The sequence below is a fragment of the Sphingomonas sp. BL2 genome, assembly GCF_056680015.1.
The window spans coordinates 38,117-55,701 of record NZ_CM155261.1; the positions used below are offsets into that span (position 1 = coordinate 38,117).

The 17,585-nt window shown below is 66.7% G+C and carries 15 protein-coding genes and 2 tRNA genes; 8 read left to right on the forward strand and 9 right to left on the reverse strand.

Annotation, left to right across the window (positions count from 1 at the left end):
* Window positions 1–146 precede the first annotated feature (146 nt).
* Together AC1ME3_RS00150 and AC1ME3_RS00155 are read right to left on the reverse strand one after the other, a co-directional pair.
* A complete protein-coding gene (locus AC1ME3_RS00150) occupies window positions 147–1,130 on the reverse strand; it encodes a polysaccharide deacetylase family protein (protein ID WP_480954345.1) in 984 nt (327 codons plus the stop codon).
* Window positions 1,127–3,016 carry a sensor histidine kinase gene (locus AC1ME3_RS00155; RefSeq protein ID WP_480954346.1) on the reverse strand — a complete coding sequence of 630 codons (1,890 nt, stop codon included), beginning with the start codon at window positions 3,014–3,016 and terminating at the stop codon, window positions 1,127–1,129. Before AC1ME3_RS00155 ends, AC1ME3_RS00150 begins: the two co-directional genes overlap by 4 nt.
* Window positions 3,017–3,183: 167 nt before the next feature.
* On the opposite strand from AC1ME3_RS00155, the gene AC1ME3_RS00160 reads away from it, so the two are divergent.
* The gene (locus tag AC1ME3_RS00160) at window positions 3,184–3,651 is read left to right on the forward strand and encodes an Lrp/AsnC family transcriptional regulator (protein ID WP_055880606.1); all 468 of its coding nucleotides are present in this window, start codon (window positions 3,184–3,186) and stop codon (window positions 3,649–3,651) included.
* A gap of 259 nt (window positions 3,652–3,910) precedes the next feature.
* Here the strand turns inward: AC1ME3_RS00160 and AC1ME3_RS00165 are convergent, their stop codons facing one another.
* Window positions 3,911–5,203: a hypothetical protein gene (locus AC1ME3_RS00165; RefSeq protein WP_480954347.1), complete on the reverse strand. Its 1,293-nt coding sequence runs from the start codon at window positions 5,201–5,203 to the stop codon at window positions 3,911–3,913.
* 163 nt (window positions 5,204–5,366) lie between these two features.
* Between AC1ME3_RS00165 and yaaA the strand changes: the two genes are divergently transcribed.
* From yaaA to AC1ME3_RS00190, 5 genes are all read left to right on the forward strand, one after another.
* Window positions 5,367–6,116: a peroxide stress protein YaaA gene (gene yaaA, locus AC1ME3_RS00170; RefSeq protein WP_480954348.1), complete on the forward strand. Its 750-nt coding sequence runs from the start codon at window positions 5,367–5,369 to the stop codon at window positions 6,114–6,116.
* Window positions 6,113–6,799 (forward strand): SDR family NAD(P)-dependent oxidoreductase, encoded by a 687-nt coding sequence (locus AC1ME3_RS00175; RefSeq protein WP_480954349.1) that lies wholly within the window; start codon window positions 6,113–6,115, stop codon window positions 6,797–6,799. Before yaaA ends, AC1ME3_RS00175 begins: the two co-directional genes overlap by 4 nt.
* Before the next feature lie 252 nt (window positions 6,800–7,051).
* Window positions 7,052–7,336 (forward strand): hypothetical protein, encoded by a 285-nt coding sequence (locus AC1ME3_RS00180; RefSeq protein WP_480954350.1) that lies wholly within the window; start codon window positions 7,052–7,054, stop codon window positions 7,334–7,336.
* A 120-nt stretch (window positions 7,337–7,456) separates the two neighbouring features.
* The gene (gene gyrA, locus AC1ME3_RS00185; protein ID WP_480954351.1) at window positions 7,457–10,222 is read left to right on the forward strand and encodes a DNA gyrase subunit A; all 2,766 of its coding nucleotides are present in this window, start codon (window positions 7,457–7,459) and stop codon (window positions 10,220–10,222) included.
* On the forward strand, window positions 10,219–10,569 hold the full coding sequence (locus tag AC1ME3_RS00190; RefSeq protein ID WP_480954352.1) for a DUF952 domain-containing protein: 351 nt from the start codon (window positions 10,219–10,221) through the stop codon (window positions 10,567–10,569). The genes gyrA and AC1ME3_RS00190 overlap by 4 nt, the downstream gene beginning before the upstream one ends.
* Window positions 10,570–10,893: 324 nt before the next feature.
* Here AC1ME3_RS00190 and AC1ME3_RS00195 read toward each other — a convergent pair whose 3' ends face one another.
* A complete protein-coding gene (locus AC1ME3_RS00195) occupies window positions 10,894–11,841 on the reverse strand; it encodes an alpha/beta fold hydrolase (protein WP_480954353.1) in 948 nt (315 codons plus the stop codon).
* Window positions 11,842–11,959: 118 nt separating this feature from the next.
* Between AC1ME3_RS00195 and AC1ME3_RS00200 the strand changes: the two genes are divergently transcribed.
* A complete protein-coding gene (locus AC1ME3_RS00200) occupies window positions 11,960–12,892 on the forward strand; it encodes an alpha/beta hydrolase (protein WP_480954354.1) in 933 nt (310 codons plus the stop codon).
* A 6-nt stretch (window positions 12,893–12,898) separates the two neighbouring features.
* Here the strand turns inward: AC1ME3_RS00200 and AC1ME3_RS00205 are convergent.
* Window positions 12,899–12,975 (reverse strand) — tRNA-Arg (locus AC1ME3_RS00205).
* A gap of 50 nt (window positions 12,976–13,025) precedes the next feature.
* Window positions 13,026–13,102 (reverse strand) — tRNA-Arg (locus tag AC1ME3_RS00210).
* A 94-nt stretch (window positions 13,103–13,196) separates the two neighbouring features.
* Here AC1ME3_RS00210 and AC1ME3_RS00215 point away from each other — a divergent pair.
* Window positions 13,197–13,706 carry a hypothetical protein gene (locus AC1ME3_RS00215; protein ID WP_480954355.1) on the forward strand — a complete coding sequence of 170 codons (510 nt, stop codon included), beginning with the start codon at window positions 13,197–13,199 and terminating at the stop codon, window positions 13,704–13,706.
* Window positions 13,707–13,847: 141 nt separating this feature from the next.
* On the opposite strand, the gene AC1ME3_RS00220 is transcribed toward AC1ME3_RS00215, so the two are convergent.
* The 3 genes from AC1ME3_RS00220 to hemB are packed head-to-tail and all read right to left on the reverse strand — an operon-like array spanning window position 13,848 to window position 17,546.
* Window positions 13,848–16,088: a fused MFS/spermidine synthase gene (locus tag AC1ME3_RS00220; RefSeq protein ID WP_480954356.1), complete on the reverse strand. Its 2,241-nt coding sequence runs from the start codon at window positions 16,086–16,088 to the stop codon at window positions 13,848–13,850.
* On the reverse strand, window positions 16,081–16,557 hold the full coding sequence (locus AC1ME3_RS00225) for a GNAT family N-acetyltransferase (protein ID WP_480954357.1): 477 nt from the start codon (window positions 16,555–16,557) through the stop codon (window positions 16,081–16,083). The genes AC1ME3_RS00220 and AC1ME3_RS00225 overlap by 8 nt, the downstream gene beginning before the upstream one ends.
* Complete coding sequence (hemB, locus tag AC1ME3_RS00230; protein ID WP_480954358.1) at window positions 16,554–17,546, reverse strand: porphobilinogen synthase; 993 nt, start codon at window positions 17,544–17,546, stop codon at window positions 16,554–16,556. Before hemB ends, AC1ME3_RS00225 begins: the two co-directional genes overlap by 4 nt.
* Between the last annotated feature and the right edge of the window lie 39 nt (window positions 17,547–17,585).

A 17,585-nucleotide genomic window follows, 5' to 3' on the forward strand; every position in this document is an offset into this window, starting at 1 on the left:
CCACGGCGGTCGAACTTGTCGAACGTTGATGTTCCCGCCAGATACGAAAGCGCGTCGAAGCCGCAGCGGCGCGGCCGTTTCTTGTTCTCCCGTGAAGGCGGGAGCACAGTCTGGGTCCCCGCCTTCGCGGGGAAACAATCGACGCCTTACCCCAACGCCGCGATGATTTCTTCAAGCGAGGCGTTGCGGATTTCACGCCGCTCGAACTCGTCGAGCATCGCGGTCCACCATGCATGAACTCGCTTCAGATCCGCCGCGTCGCGAACGTAAGGCGTGTGACCCGGGACCAAAGACGGCGAGTGGAAGGACAGGTTGAGCAACCGCAGACCTTCGCCAGCCGCCACCGCGACGGCCTCCAGAGCATCGGCGATCGGCATGTCCTCGGGCGTCAGCGCGATACGGGACAACAGGCGCGCGCGAGCGAAGAGGCCCCTGCCCTTCGGAATGCGTCCGAGTGCCCGGTACAAATGCGCCCCACCCCGTCGCGCACCGCCCGTGAAGACCGTGGTCAGCGGCAACTCGACGATCCCCTCTGCGCGATAGGCGCCGGCGTCGGCCATCGAGAAGTCGGGGCCTCCCTCGGCACTGTAATCGTAGCCGGGACGAACCGAGCTATCGATTCGGTAACCCAGCCTGGCGAGCAGCGCAAAACTATTGGGACCGATACCGTAGCGGCCGGCGCGATAGGCGCGCGGGCTGCGGCCGAATGCGGTCGTAATGGCCCGGGTCAGCGTTTCGAGCTTGGCGGCTTCCGACGCGCGCGGCAGGTTGCCAGCGTAACTCGATCCCGGCGGCGCGCTGTCCGGGAACGGCGGATTGACCCAGGCATGGAGCTGCGTGCCGATCTCCGACCGTCCGTCTTCAAGGGCACGCCTGAGTATCGCGACGGCCGCCGGATCGGTAGCGATCGGATAGTCGACCATGCAGGACAGCCCGACGCCCCGTTCGGCAAACCGGCGATGCGCCTCTAGAAAGGCCGCCATCGCGGTCGTCGCTCGGTTGCGGCGATCCAGCGGGGCGTTCCAGTCGAATTCCTCTTCGACGTCCACGAAGACGGTGAAGCGCGTGCCGAATGCCTCGGGCCATACCACGCGTTGTGCGTCGGTCGGGCGCGGGGGGCGATACGTCACCGCTGTTCGTCGGCGGTCCGCTCCGCATCGACAATATCCGCGGCCGGAAGCTGAAGGGTCAGGCGGTCGGCGCCGATCGTCAGCACGCCGCCCAGTTCGACCGCGAGGTTCTGTGCCAGCCGCAACGCGAACCCGGTCCCGAGCAAGGGCGCGCCATCGCCGTCGCTCTCATGTTCGGCATCGATGCTCAGCAGGACATCGGTGGCGTGTGCGGCGAGCGCGGCGGGTCGGTCGAACTCGATCGTTACCGTCTCGGCGACCGGCCGCACGACCACGCCGAGCTGCTCGCCTTTCCGCCCGGCCGAAACCAGCGCGGCGAGCAACCGGCCGATCAACCGTTCGACCGCACGGTCGTCGCCGCGAATGTCGCAGTCGCCTGCCGGCATCGCCACGCCCAGGCTCGCACCACGCAGCGTCGCGAGCGGCTGAAGATCCCGCACGACCCGGTCAAGCAACGCACGAACCGGCACCGTCGTGGGGCGCAGGTCGAGCGCACGCCCTTCGATCCGCGCGGCAGTATCGAGATCGTCGATCGCCGCGAGCAGGTCGCCGGCCTGCGTGCGGATCGTGGTCGCACGGTCGCGGTAGGTCGGCGATACCGGACCGAGCAACTGCGTCTCGATCAGCTCCGCGAACCCAGCGATCGCATTGGTCGGCGTGCGCAGTTCGTGAACGAGCTGGCGGAGCGAGTCGGACACCGGTGACGAGACGCGAACCGGCTCGGCCGTCTCGTCGCGACGAGGGCGGCGCGCGGTACCGCGGAAGCCGATGAAGCGACCCGACGCATGTTCGAACGCGGGCACGCCCGAAAGCCGCCACGATCCGAACGCGTCGGACAGGCCGCCTACTTCAAGCCGCGCATCGCCGAACCGGGAGCGGCGGCGAAACGCGCCTGCCGCGACTCCGTCGAGATGCGCCTCGCCCTGCTGCGCGGCATAGGCGAGCGACACGCCGACCAGTGCCGAGCGCGCGACGCCGTCGACCATCCGGATGATCCCTTGCGAGTCGGTCTCGAAGCGGAAACCCTCGATTTCAGCAGCCGCGGGCGCGAGCGTAGCAGCATCGACGGTACGGTCGCGATTGAACGCCTCGATCCGCGCGACGAGGTCGGAAATCTCGAACCGGTCCGCCGGTGCTGGTTCAGCCGGCTCGACGACAGTCGGCTCGGTCTCGACTAGCTTGGCGTGGCGAAACGCCTCGGCGACGAACGGCAGCCCGCGTGCGACCGCGCCGAGCGCCATGAACGGGGTTTCGCTGAGCGGCGCGGCGTAGAGGGACAGCTCGGGAATGTCGGCGGGAGCCGGTTTGGAAACCTCCGCGATCAATGCTTCGACGATCGGCGCCTTTTTGGTGGGCGCCGGTTCGGGTGCGACCGGCTCCGGCGCGACCGGTTCAGCCTCGACCACCTCCACGCCAACCGGCGCTTCGGGTTGCGGCAACACGAAGTCGGTCGGACCGAAGCTCTGCAACCCACGCTGGACCTCGGCGGGCAGATCACGTCGATGGCGCAGCACGGATCGGCTCGGCGGTGTCAGTCGCGGGAGAAGCGCGAGCCAGTCGTCCGGCTCCAGCGTGGCAGTCCGCAACACCGGCGCGGCGATCGCCAGAACGTCCTCCGCGAAGAACCCGACGAGCCGCGCATCGGGCTTGGCAAACGCCAGCGCCCGCGCACTCGCAGCCCGTACCTCGACTGGTACCGCCTGCCGCAACAGCCGCAACCGCGCGATCGCCGGCTCGTCGACCACCGCACGACCGCGTCCCATCAGGTCGACCAACTGCCGCCATGCCGATTGCGCACCGAAATCGGTGGCCATGTCGGCGGCAAGGATCGTCTTCAGGCTATCGTCGAACCGCACATCGTTCCCCGGCTTCAGCGGGCTTAGCACGCTCTCCGTACCGATTCCTTAACGCGCGCGGCGATGCGAAGGAACAACCCATTTCGGTAGGCAATGGCCTTCGTCGCATTGTGGGACAATTGCGTTTCGCCGCAACAATCTTATCGCTATGAGGAATGAATCGCTTGGTTTGCGATGCCCATCAGGAGTTGCGTGTAATGAGTTTTGACCGGATCGATCGTCAGATCCTGTCGCTGCTGCAGGCCGACGGTCGGATGACCAATGTCGACCTGGCCGACCAGGTGGGCCTTACCGCACCGCCCTGCCTCCGCCGCGTCCGTGCGCTCGAGGAAGCGGGTGCCATTCGTGGCTATCACGCCGATCTCGATGCCAGCCGCCTGGGCTTCCCGATCACCGTCTTCGCGATGGTGTCGCTGCGCAGCCAGGCCGAGCACGACCTTGCCGCGTTCGAGCATCACATCGCCGACATTCCCGAAATCCGCGAATGCCACATGCTCAACGGCGAGATCGACTTCATCCTGAAGATCGTCGCCGCTGACCTCAAGAGTTTCCAGGAAATCTTAACGACCCACCTGACGCCGGCGCCGAACGTGGCCAGCGTGAAGACGTCGCTGACGATCCGGACCGCGAAGGCGCTGTCGGGCATCCCGGTGGTGGTCGACTAATCTTCTCCTCGATCCTCCCCCGCAAGGGGGGGGCGGCGAAGGCGACGGAGGATACGAAACAGCGGTTCTCCCTTACCTCCCCCTCCGTCTGGCAAGCACTAGCCACATCCCCCTTACGGGGGAGGATTGAGGGGTTGGATAACTTTCGCCCCTCCCTTCTAGAGAGAGGCGTTCGGACGCCGCGCTTGGCTAACGATACCCCAAACAAAAACGGGGCGGCATTGCTGCCGCCCCGCTTCCCAATTCAAGACGCCGTGGCTTACGCCGCCGGTGCGCCGAGCCAAGTCGTCCACAGACCGGCAACGTCGGCCTTGGGCGAAGCCTTGACCGCGGAGAACGCCGTCGCAGCACCCGCCTTGTCACCCGACCGCGCGAGCGCGATCCCGAGGTGCAGATTCACGTCGTCGGCATCGACACCGCCCTTGGTCAGCGCCAGACGATACAGCTCGATCGACTTGGCGTAGTTGTTTTGGCCAAGATAGGCATCGGCCGTACCCGCGGCGAGCTTGCCGTTGGGCGCCGCCGCAGCCCGCTTCTCAAGACCCGACAAGGGACCATCGTTGGCGATGTTCTTGCTCGCGTCCGCCAGCAGGCCCTTGGCCATCGTGTTCGACGCCGGGATCTTGCCCGCAGCGAGGCCTTCCTTGATCACTGCCTGCGCTTCGCTCGGCAGGCCGCGACGGTTCACGCTGTCGGCATACTGGAGATAGTCGGTCTGATCGGCGAGCGAATTGGTCGCACGCATCAGGCGGAACACGTCGACCTTCTGTGCCTCGTCGAGCGGGATCAGCGCGTTTGCCTGGATGCCCGACAGGATCAGCACGTCACGCCAGTTCTTTGCCGACGGATATGCCGCGATCCACTTCTTCAGCCACGCCATCGTGTCGGCGTTGCGCTTGGCGGCGTAGGACTTGGCGATCGCGTACCGGTAATATTCCTCCGGCGCCTTCTGGCCCGACGCCGTCATCTGCGTGATGCTCGAGTCCAGGTCGGCGGTCGCGCCGGCGACATCGCCGCTGTCCATCTTCGCCTTGATGATCTGCAACGGCAGGTTCGGATCGGTGTAGCCAAGCTCCTTCGCCTTGGCGAAATACTGGAGCGCGATCGGGTACTGCTTGCCATTGAACGCGAGCGCACCGCGGCGATAGGCGTAGCGACCGCGGTCGGCGGCCGGCGTCGCCGGGTTGGCGATCAGCGCGTCGAGCGGCTTTGCCAGCGTCGTCTCGTTCATCGGTGCGTTCGGGTTGGCGGTCTGCGCGGCAACCAGCTTATCACTCTCAAGCTGATAGCGGAGCGCGGCACCGATATATTTCTCGTAGTCGGTCTTGGCGGCGGCATCGATCTGGTCGATCGCGGTCTGTGCGCCGGCATAGTCCTTGGCGGCCAGCGCGGTCTGCGCAGCAATGCCGGGCTTCTGGACTTCGGGGCTCAGCTTCATTGCCGGCGCCTCTTCGGCCTTTTTGTCTTTAGCGAACGCAGGCGCCGACAGCGCGAGGCCGCTCGTGCCGGTGGCAAACGCCGCAATCAGTGCAAGCTTGGAAATGGTCTTCATGCGGAAACTCTCCCTCTGCGTCGGCCCGATAACGTAAGTGGCGCGCGACGACGCTATATGATCCGCCATGCATACGTTCAAGCGAGCGGCTTGGATCCCGCGGATGTAAGATTGCGGGTGAACGTCGATTGAACGCGCCGTCGGCCGTCGCTAGATCGCGCGCATGATCGCTGTCCTATCGCCCGCCAAAACGCTCGATTACGAGAGCGCGCTGCCCAAGCTCGAGCCTACCGCACCGCGCTTTGCCGACGAGGCGAAGACGCTGGCGCATGCCGCCGCGCACCTGACGCAGAAGAAGCTGTCGGAACTGATGCATATCTCGCCCGCGCTGGCGAAGCTGAACGCGGAACGGTTCCGCGATTTCGACACGCTGCCCGAGCGGCCGGCGATGTTCGCGTTCGCCGGCGACGTCTATACCGGGCTCGAGGCCAAGACGCTCGACGAGGCGGCGGTGGATTACGCGCAGGATCACGTGCGGATGCTGTCGGGACTGTACGGCCTGTTGCGACCGCTCGACCTGATGCGGCCCTACCGGCTGGAGATGGGTACACGCTGGGCGCCGCGGAAGACGAAGCTGACCGACTGGTGGGGGGACAGGATCGCCAAGCTGCTCGCCGACGACGTCGAGGCGGAGGGGTCGGGGACGATCCTCAACCTCGCGAGCCAGGAATATTGGGCGGCGGCGGATGGGAAACTGCCCAAGTCGATCCGCGTCGTCGCGATCGATTTCCGCGAGGGCGAGGCGCAGAAGTTCGTCAGCTTCCACGCGAAGAAGGCTCGCGGCATGGTCGCCCGGTGGCTGGTCGAACACCGCGTCGACGACATCGAGGGGATCAAGGGGTTCGACAGCGACGGCTACGCGTATGACGCGGCGGGCAGCAGCGACGCGCAGTTCCGGTTCTTGCGCAAGTGAGCAGCGCGGTCGTCATCGGTGTGTCGGGTGGGATCGGCAAGGCGCTTGAGGAAGCGCTGATCGAGGAAGGGGCTTTCGACAAGGTCTACGGGTTCGCGCGATCGGATAGCGGCGATCGGCATCTCGATTTGGAAGACGAGGCTAGCATTGCGGCGGCGGCCTTGCGGGTCGGGTCCCCGACGCTGGTGGTAGTGGCGACCGGTTTGCTGCACGACGGCGACAAGGGCCCGGAAAAGGCGATGCGCGAGCTCGATCCGGCGTGGATGGCGCGCAACTTTGCGATCAACGCGATCGGCCCGGCGCTGGTGGCGAAGTACTTTTTGCCGACGATGCCCAAAGCGGGGCGGATCGTGTTCGCTGTGCTCTCGGCGCGCGTGGGGAGCATCGGCGATAACAAGCTCGGCGGCTGGTATGGCTATCGCGCGTCGAAGGCGGCGCTCAACCAGTTGGTGAAGACGATCTCGATCGAGGACAAGCGCCGCAATTCGAGCGGGATCGTCGTCGGCCTGCATCCGGGCACGGTCGACACCGGCCTGTCGAAGCCGTTCCAGGGTAACGTCACCCCCGGCAACCTGTTCAAGCCGGACCGCGCGGCGGTGCAGTTGCTCGACGTCATCGACGGCCTGCGCGCACCGGACAGCGGTAAGCTGTTCGCCTGGGATGGTGCCGAGGTCACGCCTTAGAAACCTGCAATCCTCCCCCGCCAGGGGGAGGTGGCTGGCGCTTGCCGGTCGGAGGGGGAGGAAAGGGCAACCTCTATTCCGTGTCCTCCCCCTCCGTCGCCGTTGGCGCCACCTCCCCCTGGCGGGGGAGGATCGTCGACGTCCGTAACCCGATCCATGACGCCGATTTCACCTCGCTGCCACACTCCGTTCAGGTCCTCCGGCGCAGTCTCTCCGCATCGTCCACCAAGGCCGAAACGAGAGGATACCCGCATGATCAAGTCCCTCCCCCTCGCGATCCTCGCCGCCGCGACGCTGCTGTCCGGCACCGCAGCCGTCGCCGCGACGCAGGCGCAGACCATGACGGCCAAGCCGAAGACCGTCGCGACGCACACCACCACGACCAAGACGACCACGCCGATGGGCAACACCAAGGTCGCCAAGCGCACGACCACCGTCGCCAAGGGCCGCATGGTCACCGCCAAGCTCGCGAACGGCAAGACCGTCACGTACAATTGCTCGCTCGCCGGCAACAAGACCAAGACCGCCTGCAAATAACCCCGAATTAACGATGAAACCTTGCTCCCTCGCGTGCGTACGCGTGCGCGGGGGTAGTAAGGTGCCCCCCCCTCGGCTAAGGTATGTCATCATACCGCAACAAGCCGAAAGCGTTCAGATTTGACCGACGAGACCATACTCGCCGAACCCCAGGGCGGCGAGCCCGCCGGCATCGCTACGATCTCGATCGTCGACGAGATGAAGTCGAGCTATCTCGACTATGCGATGAGCGTCATCGTCGCGCGCGCGCTGCCCGACGTCCGCGACGGCCTGAAGCCCGTCCACCGCCGCATCCTGTACGGCGCGCACGAGAGCGGCTTCGTCGCCGGCAAGCCCTACCGCAAGTCCGCGCGCATCGTCGGTGACGTGATGGGTAAATACCATCCGCACGGCGACAGCTCGATCTACGACGCGTTGGCCCGCATGACCCAGGACTGGTCGATGCGCGTGCCGCTGATCGACGGCCAGGGCAACTTCGGCTCGATGGATCCCGATCCGCCCGCGGCGATGCGCTACACCGAGGCGCGTCTCGGCAAGGTCGCGAACGCGCTGCTCGGCGATCTCGACAAGGACACGGTCGACTTCACGCCCAACTATGACGGCTCGGAGCGCGAGCCTTCGGTGTTGCCGGCACGCTTCCCGAATCTGCTGGTCAACGGCGCGGGCGGCATCGCGGTCGGCATGGCGACCAACATCCCGCCGCACAATCTTGGCGAAGTCATCGCCGCGTGCCTCGCCTACATGGACAATGGCGCGATCACGACCGAGGAACTGTTCGAGATCGTCCCCGGTCCCGACTTCCCGACCGGCGCGATCATCCTCGGCCGTGCGGGCGCCAAGTCCGCCTACGAGACCGGCCGCGGCTCGATCATCGTCCGCTCGCGGCACATCGTCGAGGAGGGCAAGGGCGACCGTCGCTCGATCGTCCTTACCGAGATCCCGTTCCAGACCGGCAAGAACGGCCTGGTCGAGAAGATCGCCGAAGCCGCCAAGGACAAGCGGATCGAAGGCGTCAGCGACATCCGCGACGAATCGAGCCGCATGGGCGTCCGCATCGTCATCGACCTGAAGCGCGACGCGACCGTCGACGTGGTGCTTAACCAGCTCTGGCGGCACACCCCGGCGCAGTCGAGCTTCCCTGCCAACATGCTGGCGATCCGCGGCGGCCGCCCGGAACTGCTCAACCTTCGCGATATCATCGGCGCGTTCATCACCTTCCGCGAGCAGGTCATCACCCGCCGCTCGAAGTTCGAACTCGCCAAGGCACGCGAGCGCGCGCATCTGTTGCTCGGCCTCGTCATCGCGGTCACCAACCTCGACGAAGTCGTCAAGATCATCCGCGGCTCGTCGAGCCCGGCCGAAGCGCGCGGCAAGCTGCTCGCACGCGAATGGCCGGTCGAGGAGATCGCGCCGTACATCGCACTGGTCGAAGCAGTCGAGGACAAGCAGGCCGACGGCATCTACAAGCTGTCCGAGCCGCAGGTCCGCGCGATCCTCGATCTTCGCCTGCACCGCCTCACGCTGCTCGGCCGCGACGAGATCGGCGACGAGCTGAAGGCGCTGGCCGCGACGATCGGCGAGCTGCTCCACATCCTCGGCGACCGCGCGAAGCTGTACGAAGTGATGCGCGGCGAGCTGATCGCGATCCGCGACGAATTCGCCACGCCGCGCCGCTCCGAGATCGCCGCCGCCGCCAACGGCATCGACGACGAGGACCTGATCGAGCGCGAGGACATGGTCGTCACCGTGACCATGCAGGGCTATATCAAGCGCACCAGCCTCGACACGTTCCGCGCGCAGGCGCGTGGCGGCAAGGGTCGCGCGGGCATGTCGACGAAGGACGAGGACGTCGTCACCGAGCTGTTCGTCACCTCGACGCACACCCCGGTGCTGTTCTTCTCGAACCTCGGCAAGGTGTATCGCTACAAGGTCTGGCGCCTGCCCGAGGGTGGCCCCGCCACGCGTGGTCGGCCGATGATCAACCTGCTGCCGCTGGCGCCGGGCGAGACGATCTCGACCGTCCTCCCGCTGCCGGAGGATCTCAGCGAGTGGAGCCGCCTGCACGTGATGTTCGCGACGCAGCGCGGTCTCGTCCGCCGCAACGCGATGGACGCGTTCACCAACGTGCCGTCGAACGGCAAGATCGCGATGCGCTTCGAAGAGGGTTCGGAGGACAAGCTGATCGGCGTCGCGCTGCTCAGCGAGCATGACGACGTGCTGCTCGCGACCAAGCTCGGCAAGGCGATCCGCTTTGCCGGCGACGACGTTCGCGAGTTCCAGAGCCGGACGTCGACCGGCGTGCGTGGCGTGACGCTCAAGGGCGACGACGAGGTCATCTCGTTGTCGGTCCTGCACCGTGTCGGCGCGACGCCCGAGGAGCGCGAGACTTACCTCAAGTTCGCACCGTGGAAGGGCGAGCGCGAGGGCGATCACGGCATGGGGTCGGACCGTTACAACGACCTCAAGGACCGCGAGCAATTCATCCTGACGGTCTGCGAGAACGGCTACGGCAAGCTGTCGAGCGCCTATGACTATCGCCGCACCGGTCGCGGCGGTCAGGGCATCACCAACATCGACAACATCGCGCGCAACGGCCCCGTCGTGGCGAGCTTCGCCGCGGCGAAGGGCCATCAGCTGATGCTGGTGACCAATCAGGCGAAACTGATCCGCACGACACTCGCGTCGCTCCGCGTCATCAGCCGCAACTCGGCGGGCGTGAAGCTGTTCGACGTGGCGAAGGGCGAACATGTCGTCTCCGCCGCACGGATCGAGGAAACCGAGGAAGACGCCGAGATCAACCTGGCGGACGCCGTGCCGGAGCTCGCTCCGGATACGGGCGCGACGATCGGCGAGGACGACGCAGCGGGCCCGGAGGACGGCGAATGAGCCGCGATCCGATCGCGTACAAGGTGCTGACGGGGGAGCAGCTGGCGACTCTGGAAAGCGGGAGCTTTGTGGGTGCGCCGGTGGATGTGGCCGACGGCTATATCCACCTTTCGACCGCCGAGCAGCTGACGGAGACGGTCGACAAGCACTTCGCCGGTCAGTCGGACCTGCACGTCGCGGCGATCGATCTCGAAGCGCTCGGCGACGACGTGAAGTGGGAAGAGTCGCGTGGGGGGCAGCTGTTCCCGCACATCTATGGCGGCCCGTTGCTGCTGGAAGTCGTGCTGTCCTACGGCCCCCTGGAACGCGACGAAGCCGGCAAGGTGAAGCTCCCCGTCGCGGGCTGAACCTTACCGAAAGCTTGTTCTCCCGCGAAGGCGGGAGCCCAGACTGGACTCCCGCCTTCGCGGGAGAACAAGGAGCGGGAGTTGCCGCTCGATTATGGCGTAGCGCTGTGAATTATCGGTGCGGTATCAGCCGCGGCGGTAGTATTTTGCTCCACCGCCGAACCATCAGTTGCGCGCGCCGTCCTCCACCAAGGCACCACCCCGGCGAAGGCCGGGGCCCAGTTGGAAAGCTCGGCGTAACGGAGGGATGCGCTTCGTTAGCTAGCTTCCCCAATTGGGCCCCGGCCTTCGCCGGGGTGGAAAGTCTACGGGACGCGGCATCCCTCACCCAGCCGCAAACGCAGCCCGCACGAACCGCGCACAAGCCTCAGGCGCAGTGATCGGGATCATATGCCCGCCCTCGATCGTGTCGATCTTAGCCCCCGGAATAATCGCCGCAGTCCGGTGCCCATTCCACGCCGGGTCAAGAATCGCATCCTGCCGCCCGAACAATATCCGCACCGGCAAACCGATCTCCGCATACCGCGCGACCATCGCCGTCACATCGTCGTTCGCCCCAGCCAGATCAGCCGCCGCCGCCGCGATCGCGATCGGCCGTGCCGACAGCGCACCACCGCCCCGCGTTATGAAATCCTCCGGCACAGCCTCGGGCGCAAACACGCCTTCCAGCGTCTTCTTCGCGGTCAACCGGCTGAGCGGCGTCCCCAGCACCTGCGCGAACGCCAGACGCGCACCCGACGGGATCCGCGCCAATCCGCGGAAACTCTCCGGCACCTGCTCCAACGGCTGCGTCAGCGGCGCGATCAGCGCGAGCGCGCGAACCAGATGCGGATGGTCGAGCCCGACCGCGAGGCTCAGCGCACCGCCCAGCGAATGCCCGACCAGCAACGGCCGATCGAGCCCGAGCTTCTGAATGAAGTCGGCGATGATCGCACCCTGCCCGATGATCCCCGGCATAGCCCCCGTCGCGGTCGAATAGCCCGACCCCGGCCGATCGACGACGATCACGCGATACTCGTCCCTCAGCAGGTCGACGAGCGCATAGCTGAAATTGCGCAACTGCCCGGCGAGCCCGTGGACCATGACGATCGCCGGCCCGCTGCCGACGTCGATGTAGTGCAGCCGAGCGCCCGCCACGTCGAGAAAGCGTCCTTCCGCCGGCACCAGGTCCTCGGCGCGCCGCGCGACGCGGCTCGAATAGAGCGACAGCCCGATCCCCGATACCGCCGCCAGCAGCGCCCCGCCGATCAATCGCTTGCCCGTCCGCTTCATAGCCATCTCCTTCAAATCCTTAGTGCGCTGAACGCCCGGCCTTGTCCAAAGTCGCAGCCGCCCACGCAGGGAACCCGTTACAGCCACCAAACGTCCGACCCGCGAAGGAGATGCGCCGGTGGATCCACAGGCTCGAACGATACTCGACACGATCAAGACACTCGCCCCGGATGCCGATCCGCACGCCAACGATGCGCGGTGGCTCGCCGACTTCCGCTACCAGACGGCGCTGCTGAAGACCTTCTCTGGCGATCCGGAACCGGTTCACGCGATCACGCACCTCATGCTGCCGTCCGAGTCCGGCTCGCTGACCGTCCGGCTCTATCGCCCGAAACCCGGCCCATTGCCGCTCCTGCTGCACATCCACGGCGGCGGGGCGATCGCCGGGTCGATCGTCGGCCACGACCCGGCGTTGCGCGCGCTGGCGAACCGGACCGGCTGGCTGGTCGCCGCCCCCGCCTATCGCCTCGCGCCCGAACACCGCTTCCCCGCGCAACTCGACGATAGCTGGACCGCGTTGCAAGGCATCGTCGCGCAAGCCGATGCGCTGGACATCGACCCGTCGCGCGTCGTCGTCTCCGGAGACAGTATAGGTGGTACGCTCGCGACCGCCCTCGCCTCCCGCGCAGCATCCGAAGGCGGACCAGCGCTACACGGCCAGATCCTGCTCTACCCGAACACCGACCTACGCCGCGATACCGCCTACCCGTCGCGGAAAAGCGAAGACGGCAACATCATCGATGCGAAGTCCTTGGAGCGCCAGATCGACCTGTACCTGGGCTCCGATGCAGACCGCACCAACCCCCACGCGTCACCCATCCTGGCAGACGACCTCACTGCCCTGCCCCAGACGCTGCTCTTAACCTGCGAGAACGACCCGCTACGCGACGAGGGCGAAGCCTATGGCCAGCGCCTGCGCGACGCAGGCGTCACGGTCGACCACGACCGGTTCGACGGCATGATCCACGCCTTCCTGCAAATGGGCGAAAGACTGGACGCGACCGACCGGCTGCTCGATCGCATCGCCCACTGGCTCGACGCCCGATGCTAGGAAAAATGGTGCACCCAGAGCGATTCGAACGCCCGACCCTCAGATTCGTAGTCTGATGCTCTATCCAGCTGAGCTATGGGTGCATCGCCGTCCCGTGACCGGTTCGACAAGCCCGCCGTGAAGCGGAAAATCCTGGTGCACCCAGAGCGATTCGAACGCCCGACCCTCAGATTCGTAGTCTGATGCTCTATCCAGCTGAGCTATGGGTGCACTGGAGGGGCGCTGATAGCAGGCATTTTCGGGGGCGCAAGGGTTTGCCGCGATAAAGTTGTGTCGCGCGGCGCGGACGCATAGAGCGGCGGGCATGAAACTCGCCGCTCCGCTCCGCTCGCTGTCGCTCTTCGCCCTGCTCGCGGCGTCCGCGTGCAGCAAGGATACCACCGCCTATCCGTCGCTCGGCCTGCGCCCAGTCGAGAAGCTCGGATTCGCCGAGCCCGAGGTGAAGACGGCGGTGGCCGCGCCCGATCCGGCGCTCGATGCCGATATCCGGACGATTTCGGGCAAGCTCGATGCGATCGCCACCGGCTTCACGCGTGACGCAGCCAAAACCGAAGCCCTCGCCCGGACCGCACGCGGCGGCGCCGTCGGCAGCGACGCGTGGCTAGCCGCGCAGACCGCCCTTGCCGGACTCGACGACTGGCGCGCGCAATCCTCCGCACTGGTGACCGACATAGAACAACGCGCCACCGACCGCGCCGCCAAGCTGCAAGCGGACTATCCGGCCTTGGCCGCGATCCGCGACAAGGCACAGGCGGAAAACGATCGCCAAGGCGCCACGATCACGCGCATCCAGGCAAGCCTTCCGGCCGCCTGACAGACCTGTGATCCTCCCCCGCCAGGGGGAGTTGGCGCCAAAGGCGACGGAGGGGGAGGACACGGAACGGCGGTTTCCCTTACCGCCCCCTCCGTCTGGCAAGCGCCAGCCACCTCCCCCTGGCGGGGGAGGATCAGGAGGCTAGAACCCCTTCAGCAACGGCAGGATCGTCGAATAATCGTCGGTCCAAGCGGTGAAGCCCTTGCGCGGCACCAGCGGCGCCCATTCGGGATCACCCGACCGCAACTTGGCAATTGCACGCGGATCGCGCGACAACGCCACCCAGTCCGACGCCGATGCCCGATCGACAAGCAAGCTCGACGGACGGTATTTCAGCTCGACCGCAGTCCATCCACCCTCGCGCGCCGCCGCCGCGATCACCGGTTCCAGATCAATGAACCGGTTGGAAATATGCACCAGCAAGAGGCCGCGCGGCGACAGCACGCGGCCATAGGTCGCGAACGCCTCGCGCGTCATCAGGTGCATAGGCACCGAGTCCGATGAGAACGCATCGAGCGCGAGCAGGTCGAGACTATCCGCCGCATCATGCGCGAGCGCGATCCGCGCATCGCCCATCCGGATCTCCGACTTGGGCAGGCACCGCGACAGATAGGTGAACTGCCCGGTATCCCGCGCGATCCGCACCACCGCCGGGTCGATCTCGTAGAACCGCCAGCGCTGCCCCGGCCGCGCATAGCAGGACAGCGTCCCCGTCCCGAGCCCGACCACGCCGATCCGCGCCTGCGGCCCGTATAGCGCGGGCGCGGCTTGCATCGCCTGCCCGACGCCCGATCCTGCCGCGTAATAGGCCGTCGGCGTCCGCTCGCGCTCAGGCGAACCGCGCAACTGGATGCCGTGCACCGTCGTCCCATGATCGAGTTCGCGCGTGCCGCCGTTCGGCCCCGGCTCGTCTCGTACGGTGTAGACGCCGAAATAGCTCCGCACCCGCGCGCCCGGATCGAGCGAGAACTCGAGCGACCGATACCCACCGAACAGTACCAGCGCCCCCGCCAGCACGACCATGTACGGCCGCCGCGCGCCGATCGCGACGAAGCCGATCGCGGCGATCACCAGGAACACGAGCCCCTGCCGCCCCTCGCCGAACACGCCATCGGGATTGCCGATCCGCAACCCGGTAAGGATGACCAACGCCACGACGATCGCGAGCAGCGCGACGTGTTTCGCCGGCCCCCTGCCCATCCACAGCGCGCGGAACCGCCCAAACAGATAGATTTGCGGCACCAGCGCGCCCGCCGCGAGGATCAGCAGCGGGTACTCATACGTCCAGTCGAACACGACCGGCGCCACCAGCGCAGCGAACACGCCACCAAGCGCACCACCAACCGACATCGCGAGATAGAAGCCGGTCAGCCGATCCGGCGCCGGCCGCTTGCGATACAGCGCGGTGTGCAGCGCGACGGAGATCATGAACAGCAGCACCAGCGCGATCCCCGCGCTGAAGAACGGCCGTTCGCTCACCCCACCCATGATGACCCCGCCGAACAGCAGGATCGTGATCGGCGCGATCCGCGTGAGCAGGTCGGCCAGCCAGCGATCGTTCGCAAACGCCACGCTGAAGCTGAGCAGGTACAACCCAAGCGGGATCACCCACAGCAGCGGCATCGCGACGATATCGGTGGTGATGTAGGTCGACGTCGCCAGCATCATCCCCGACGGCACGAGCGCCAGCGCGATCCAATGCGCGATCCGCCGCGCGCCCGGCGGCGCGCTGGTTGCGGCGACATGATCGACCGCCGCGGTCTTGGGCAGGCGCGTGGCGCAGGCGAGCACCAGCACGATCAGCAGCAGATACCCACCGCTCCACAACAGGCTCTGGCCGTGCACCGCCATCAGCGGCTCGACCAGCAACGGGTACGCGATCAGCCCCGCGAAACTGCCGAGATTGGACGCGGCATACAGCGCATACGGATCGCCGCCGCCACTCGCCGCACTGAACCAGCGCTGGATCAACGGCGCCTGCGCGGAGACCGCAAAGAACAACGGCCCTATCGACAGCCCGAGTAGCCACGGCACCCACAAGGCCGGCAACGCATCCGCGGGCAGGTCCATCGCGATCAACCCGATCGGCAACCACAGTGCCGCGACGATCAGCACGCCAAGGTGGATCGCCGCCTGCGCCCGCGGCCGCACTCGGCCGAGCCAATGCGCATACGCATAGCCCGCGAGCAGCAACGCCTGGTACACCAGCATTGCCGAGTTCCACACCGCCGGCGCGCCCCCCAGCCGCGGCAACGCCATCCGCGCCACCATCGGCTGGACGAGGAACAACAGGAACGATCCGGTCAGGATCGTCGCCACGAACATCGTCCGGCACCAGCGCGCCATCAGGGGCCGCACTTCCATCGCAACGGTGTCAGACATAAGCGGGACGGTCGATCCGGTAGAGGATGTGGCGGCGAAGGCGGTCATCTTCGGCGAGCTTCGGGTGATCGAAATCGCCATCGACCACGCGGGTCATCCCGAGCCGCTCCATGAGCGCACGGCTGGCCGTGTTTGGGGGGACGGTGATCGCCCAGACCGTCGGCAAGTCCATCTCGTGCCACCCCCAGGCGAGGGAAGCCTCCGCTGCCTCCCGCGCATAGCCCTGTCCCCATTCGCTCTGCCCGCACCAGCCGATGAACGCGCCGGTATCCCGTCGTTCGAGCGCCCAGAAGCAAGCGCCGTAGTCGGCGAACATCGCCTTCTGGCGTGCCACCACCGCAGCGGACTCTGCCGGCGTCGGCGCCGGCCCGAGATACGCCATCACTGCCGGATCGGCGCACATCGCATGATGCAAGGCGGCATCGTCATCACGCCAGCCGCGCAAGATCAGCCGTTCGGTCTCGATCATCCGCCGAGCAATTGCGCCGCATGTGCCGCGTGATAGGTCAGCACGCCCGAGCAGCCGGCGCGCTTGAACGACATCAGCGTCTCGAGCACCATCACGTCGCGCTCCGCCGCGCCAGCTGCGACGGCGTGCTCGATCATCGCGTATTCGCCCGACACCTGGTACGCGAACACCGGCACCTCGAACGCTTGGCGGACGCGGACGATGATGTCGAGATACGGCAGGCCGGGCTTGACCATCACCGTGTCGGCGCCCTCCGCCAGGTCCATCGCGACCTCGCGCAGCGCTTCCTCGGCGTTGGCATTGTCCATCTGGTACGTCTTCTTGTCGCCCTTGAGCAGCCCGCGCGAGCCGACCGCATCGCGGAACGGCCCGTAGAACGCGCTCGCGTACTTGGCGGCGTAGGACATGATCTGGACGTTATGGTGCGACTCCGCCTCGAGCGCGCTGCGGATCATGCCGATCCGCCCGTCCATCATGTCCGACGGCGCGATGATGTCGGCGCCCGCATTCGCCTGGTTGAGCGCCTGCGCGACGAGCATCTCGGCGGTCGTGTCGTTGACGACATAGCCGGCCGCGTCGACCAGCCCGTCATGGCCGTGGCTCGTGTACGGATCGAGCGCGACGTCGGTCAGCACGCCGACCTCGGGCACCGCATCCTTCAATGCGCGGATCGCCTGGCACATGAGGTTGTCCGGGTTGAGCGCCTCGCGACCGTCCTCGGTCCGACGGTCGACCTGCGTGTACGGGAACAGCGCGATGCACGGGATGCCGAGGTCGCGCGCCTCGCGGCCACGCGCGACGATCCCGTCGACCGACCAGCGCGACACGCCCGGCAGGCTGGCGATCGGTTGCTCGACGCCGGCTCCTTCGGTGACGAACAGCGGCCAGATCAGGTCGGCGGGCGTCAGCACGGTCTCGGCATGGAGGCGGCGGCTCCAGGCGGAGGCGCGGGTGCGACGGAGGCGAAGCGCGGGATAGCTTGCGGTCATGGCGGGGCTTTGCGGGATGCGCGCGGACGGATCAAGCGT

Excerpts from the sequence above, each read along its gene's own strand:
- AC1ME3_RS00160 (WP_055880606.1), top strand. The coding sequence starts at position 3,184 with ATGAGTTTTGACCGGATCGATCGTCAGATCCTGTCGCTGCTGCAGGCC.
- AC1ME3_RS00165 (WP_480954347.1), bottom strand. The coding sequence starts at position 5,203 with ATGAAGACCATTTCCAAGCTTGCACTGATTGCGGCGTTTGCCACCGGC.
- yaaA (WP_480954348.1), top strand. The coding sequence starts at position 5,367 with ATGATCGCTGTCCTATCGCCCGCCAAAACGCTCGATTACGAGAGCGCG.
- AC1ME3_RS00180 (WP_480954350.1), top strand. The coding sequence starts at position 7,052 with ATGATCAAGTCCCTCCCCCTCGCGATCCTCGCCGCCGCGACGCTGCTG.
- AC1ME3_RS00190 (WP_480954352.1), top strand. The coding sequence starts at position 10,219 with ATGAGCCGCGATCCGATCGCGTACAAGGTGCTGACGGGGGAGCAGCTG.
- AC1ME3_RS00195 (WP_480954353.1), bottom strand. The coding sequence starts at position 11,841 with ATGAAGCGGACGGGCAAGCGATTGATCGGCGGGGCGCTGCTGGCGGCG.
- AC1ME3_RS00215 (WP_480954355.1), top strand. The coding sequence starts at position 13,197 with ATGAAACTCGCCGCTCCGCTCCGCTCGCTGTCGCTCTTCGCCCTGCTC.
- AC1ME3_RS00220 (WP_480954356.1), bottom strand. The coding sequence starts at position 16,088 with ATGTCTGACACCGTTGCGATGGAAGTGCGGCCCCTGATGGCGCGCTGG.
- AC1ME3_RS00225 (WP_480954357.1), bottom strand. The coding sequence starts at position 16,557 with ATGATCGAGACCGAACGGCTGATCTTGCGCGGCTGGCGTGATGACGAT.
- hemB (WP_480954358.1), bottom strand. The coding sequence starts at position 17,546 with ATGACCGCAAGCTATCCCGCGCTTCGCCTCCGTCGCACCCGCGCCTCC.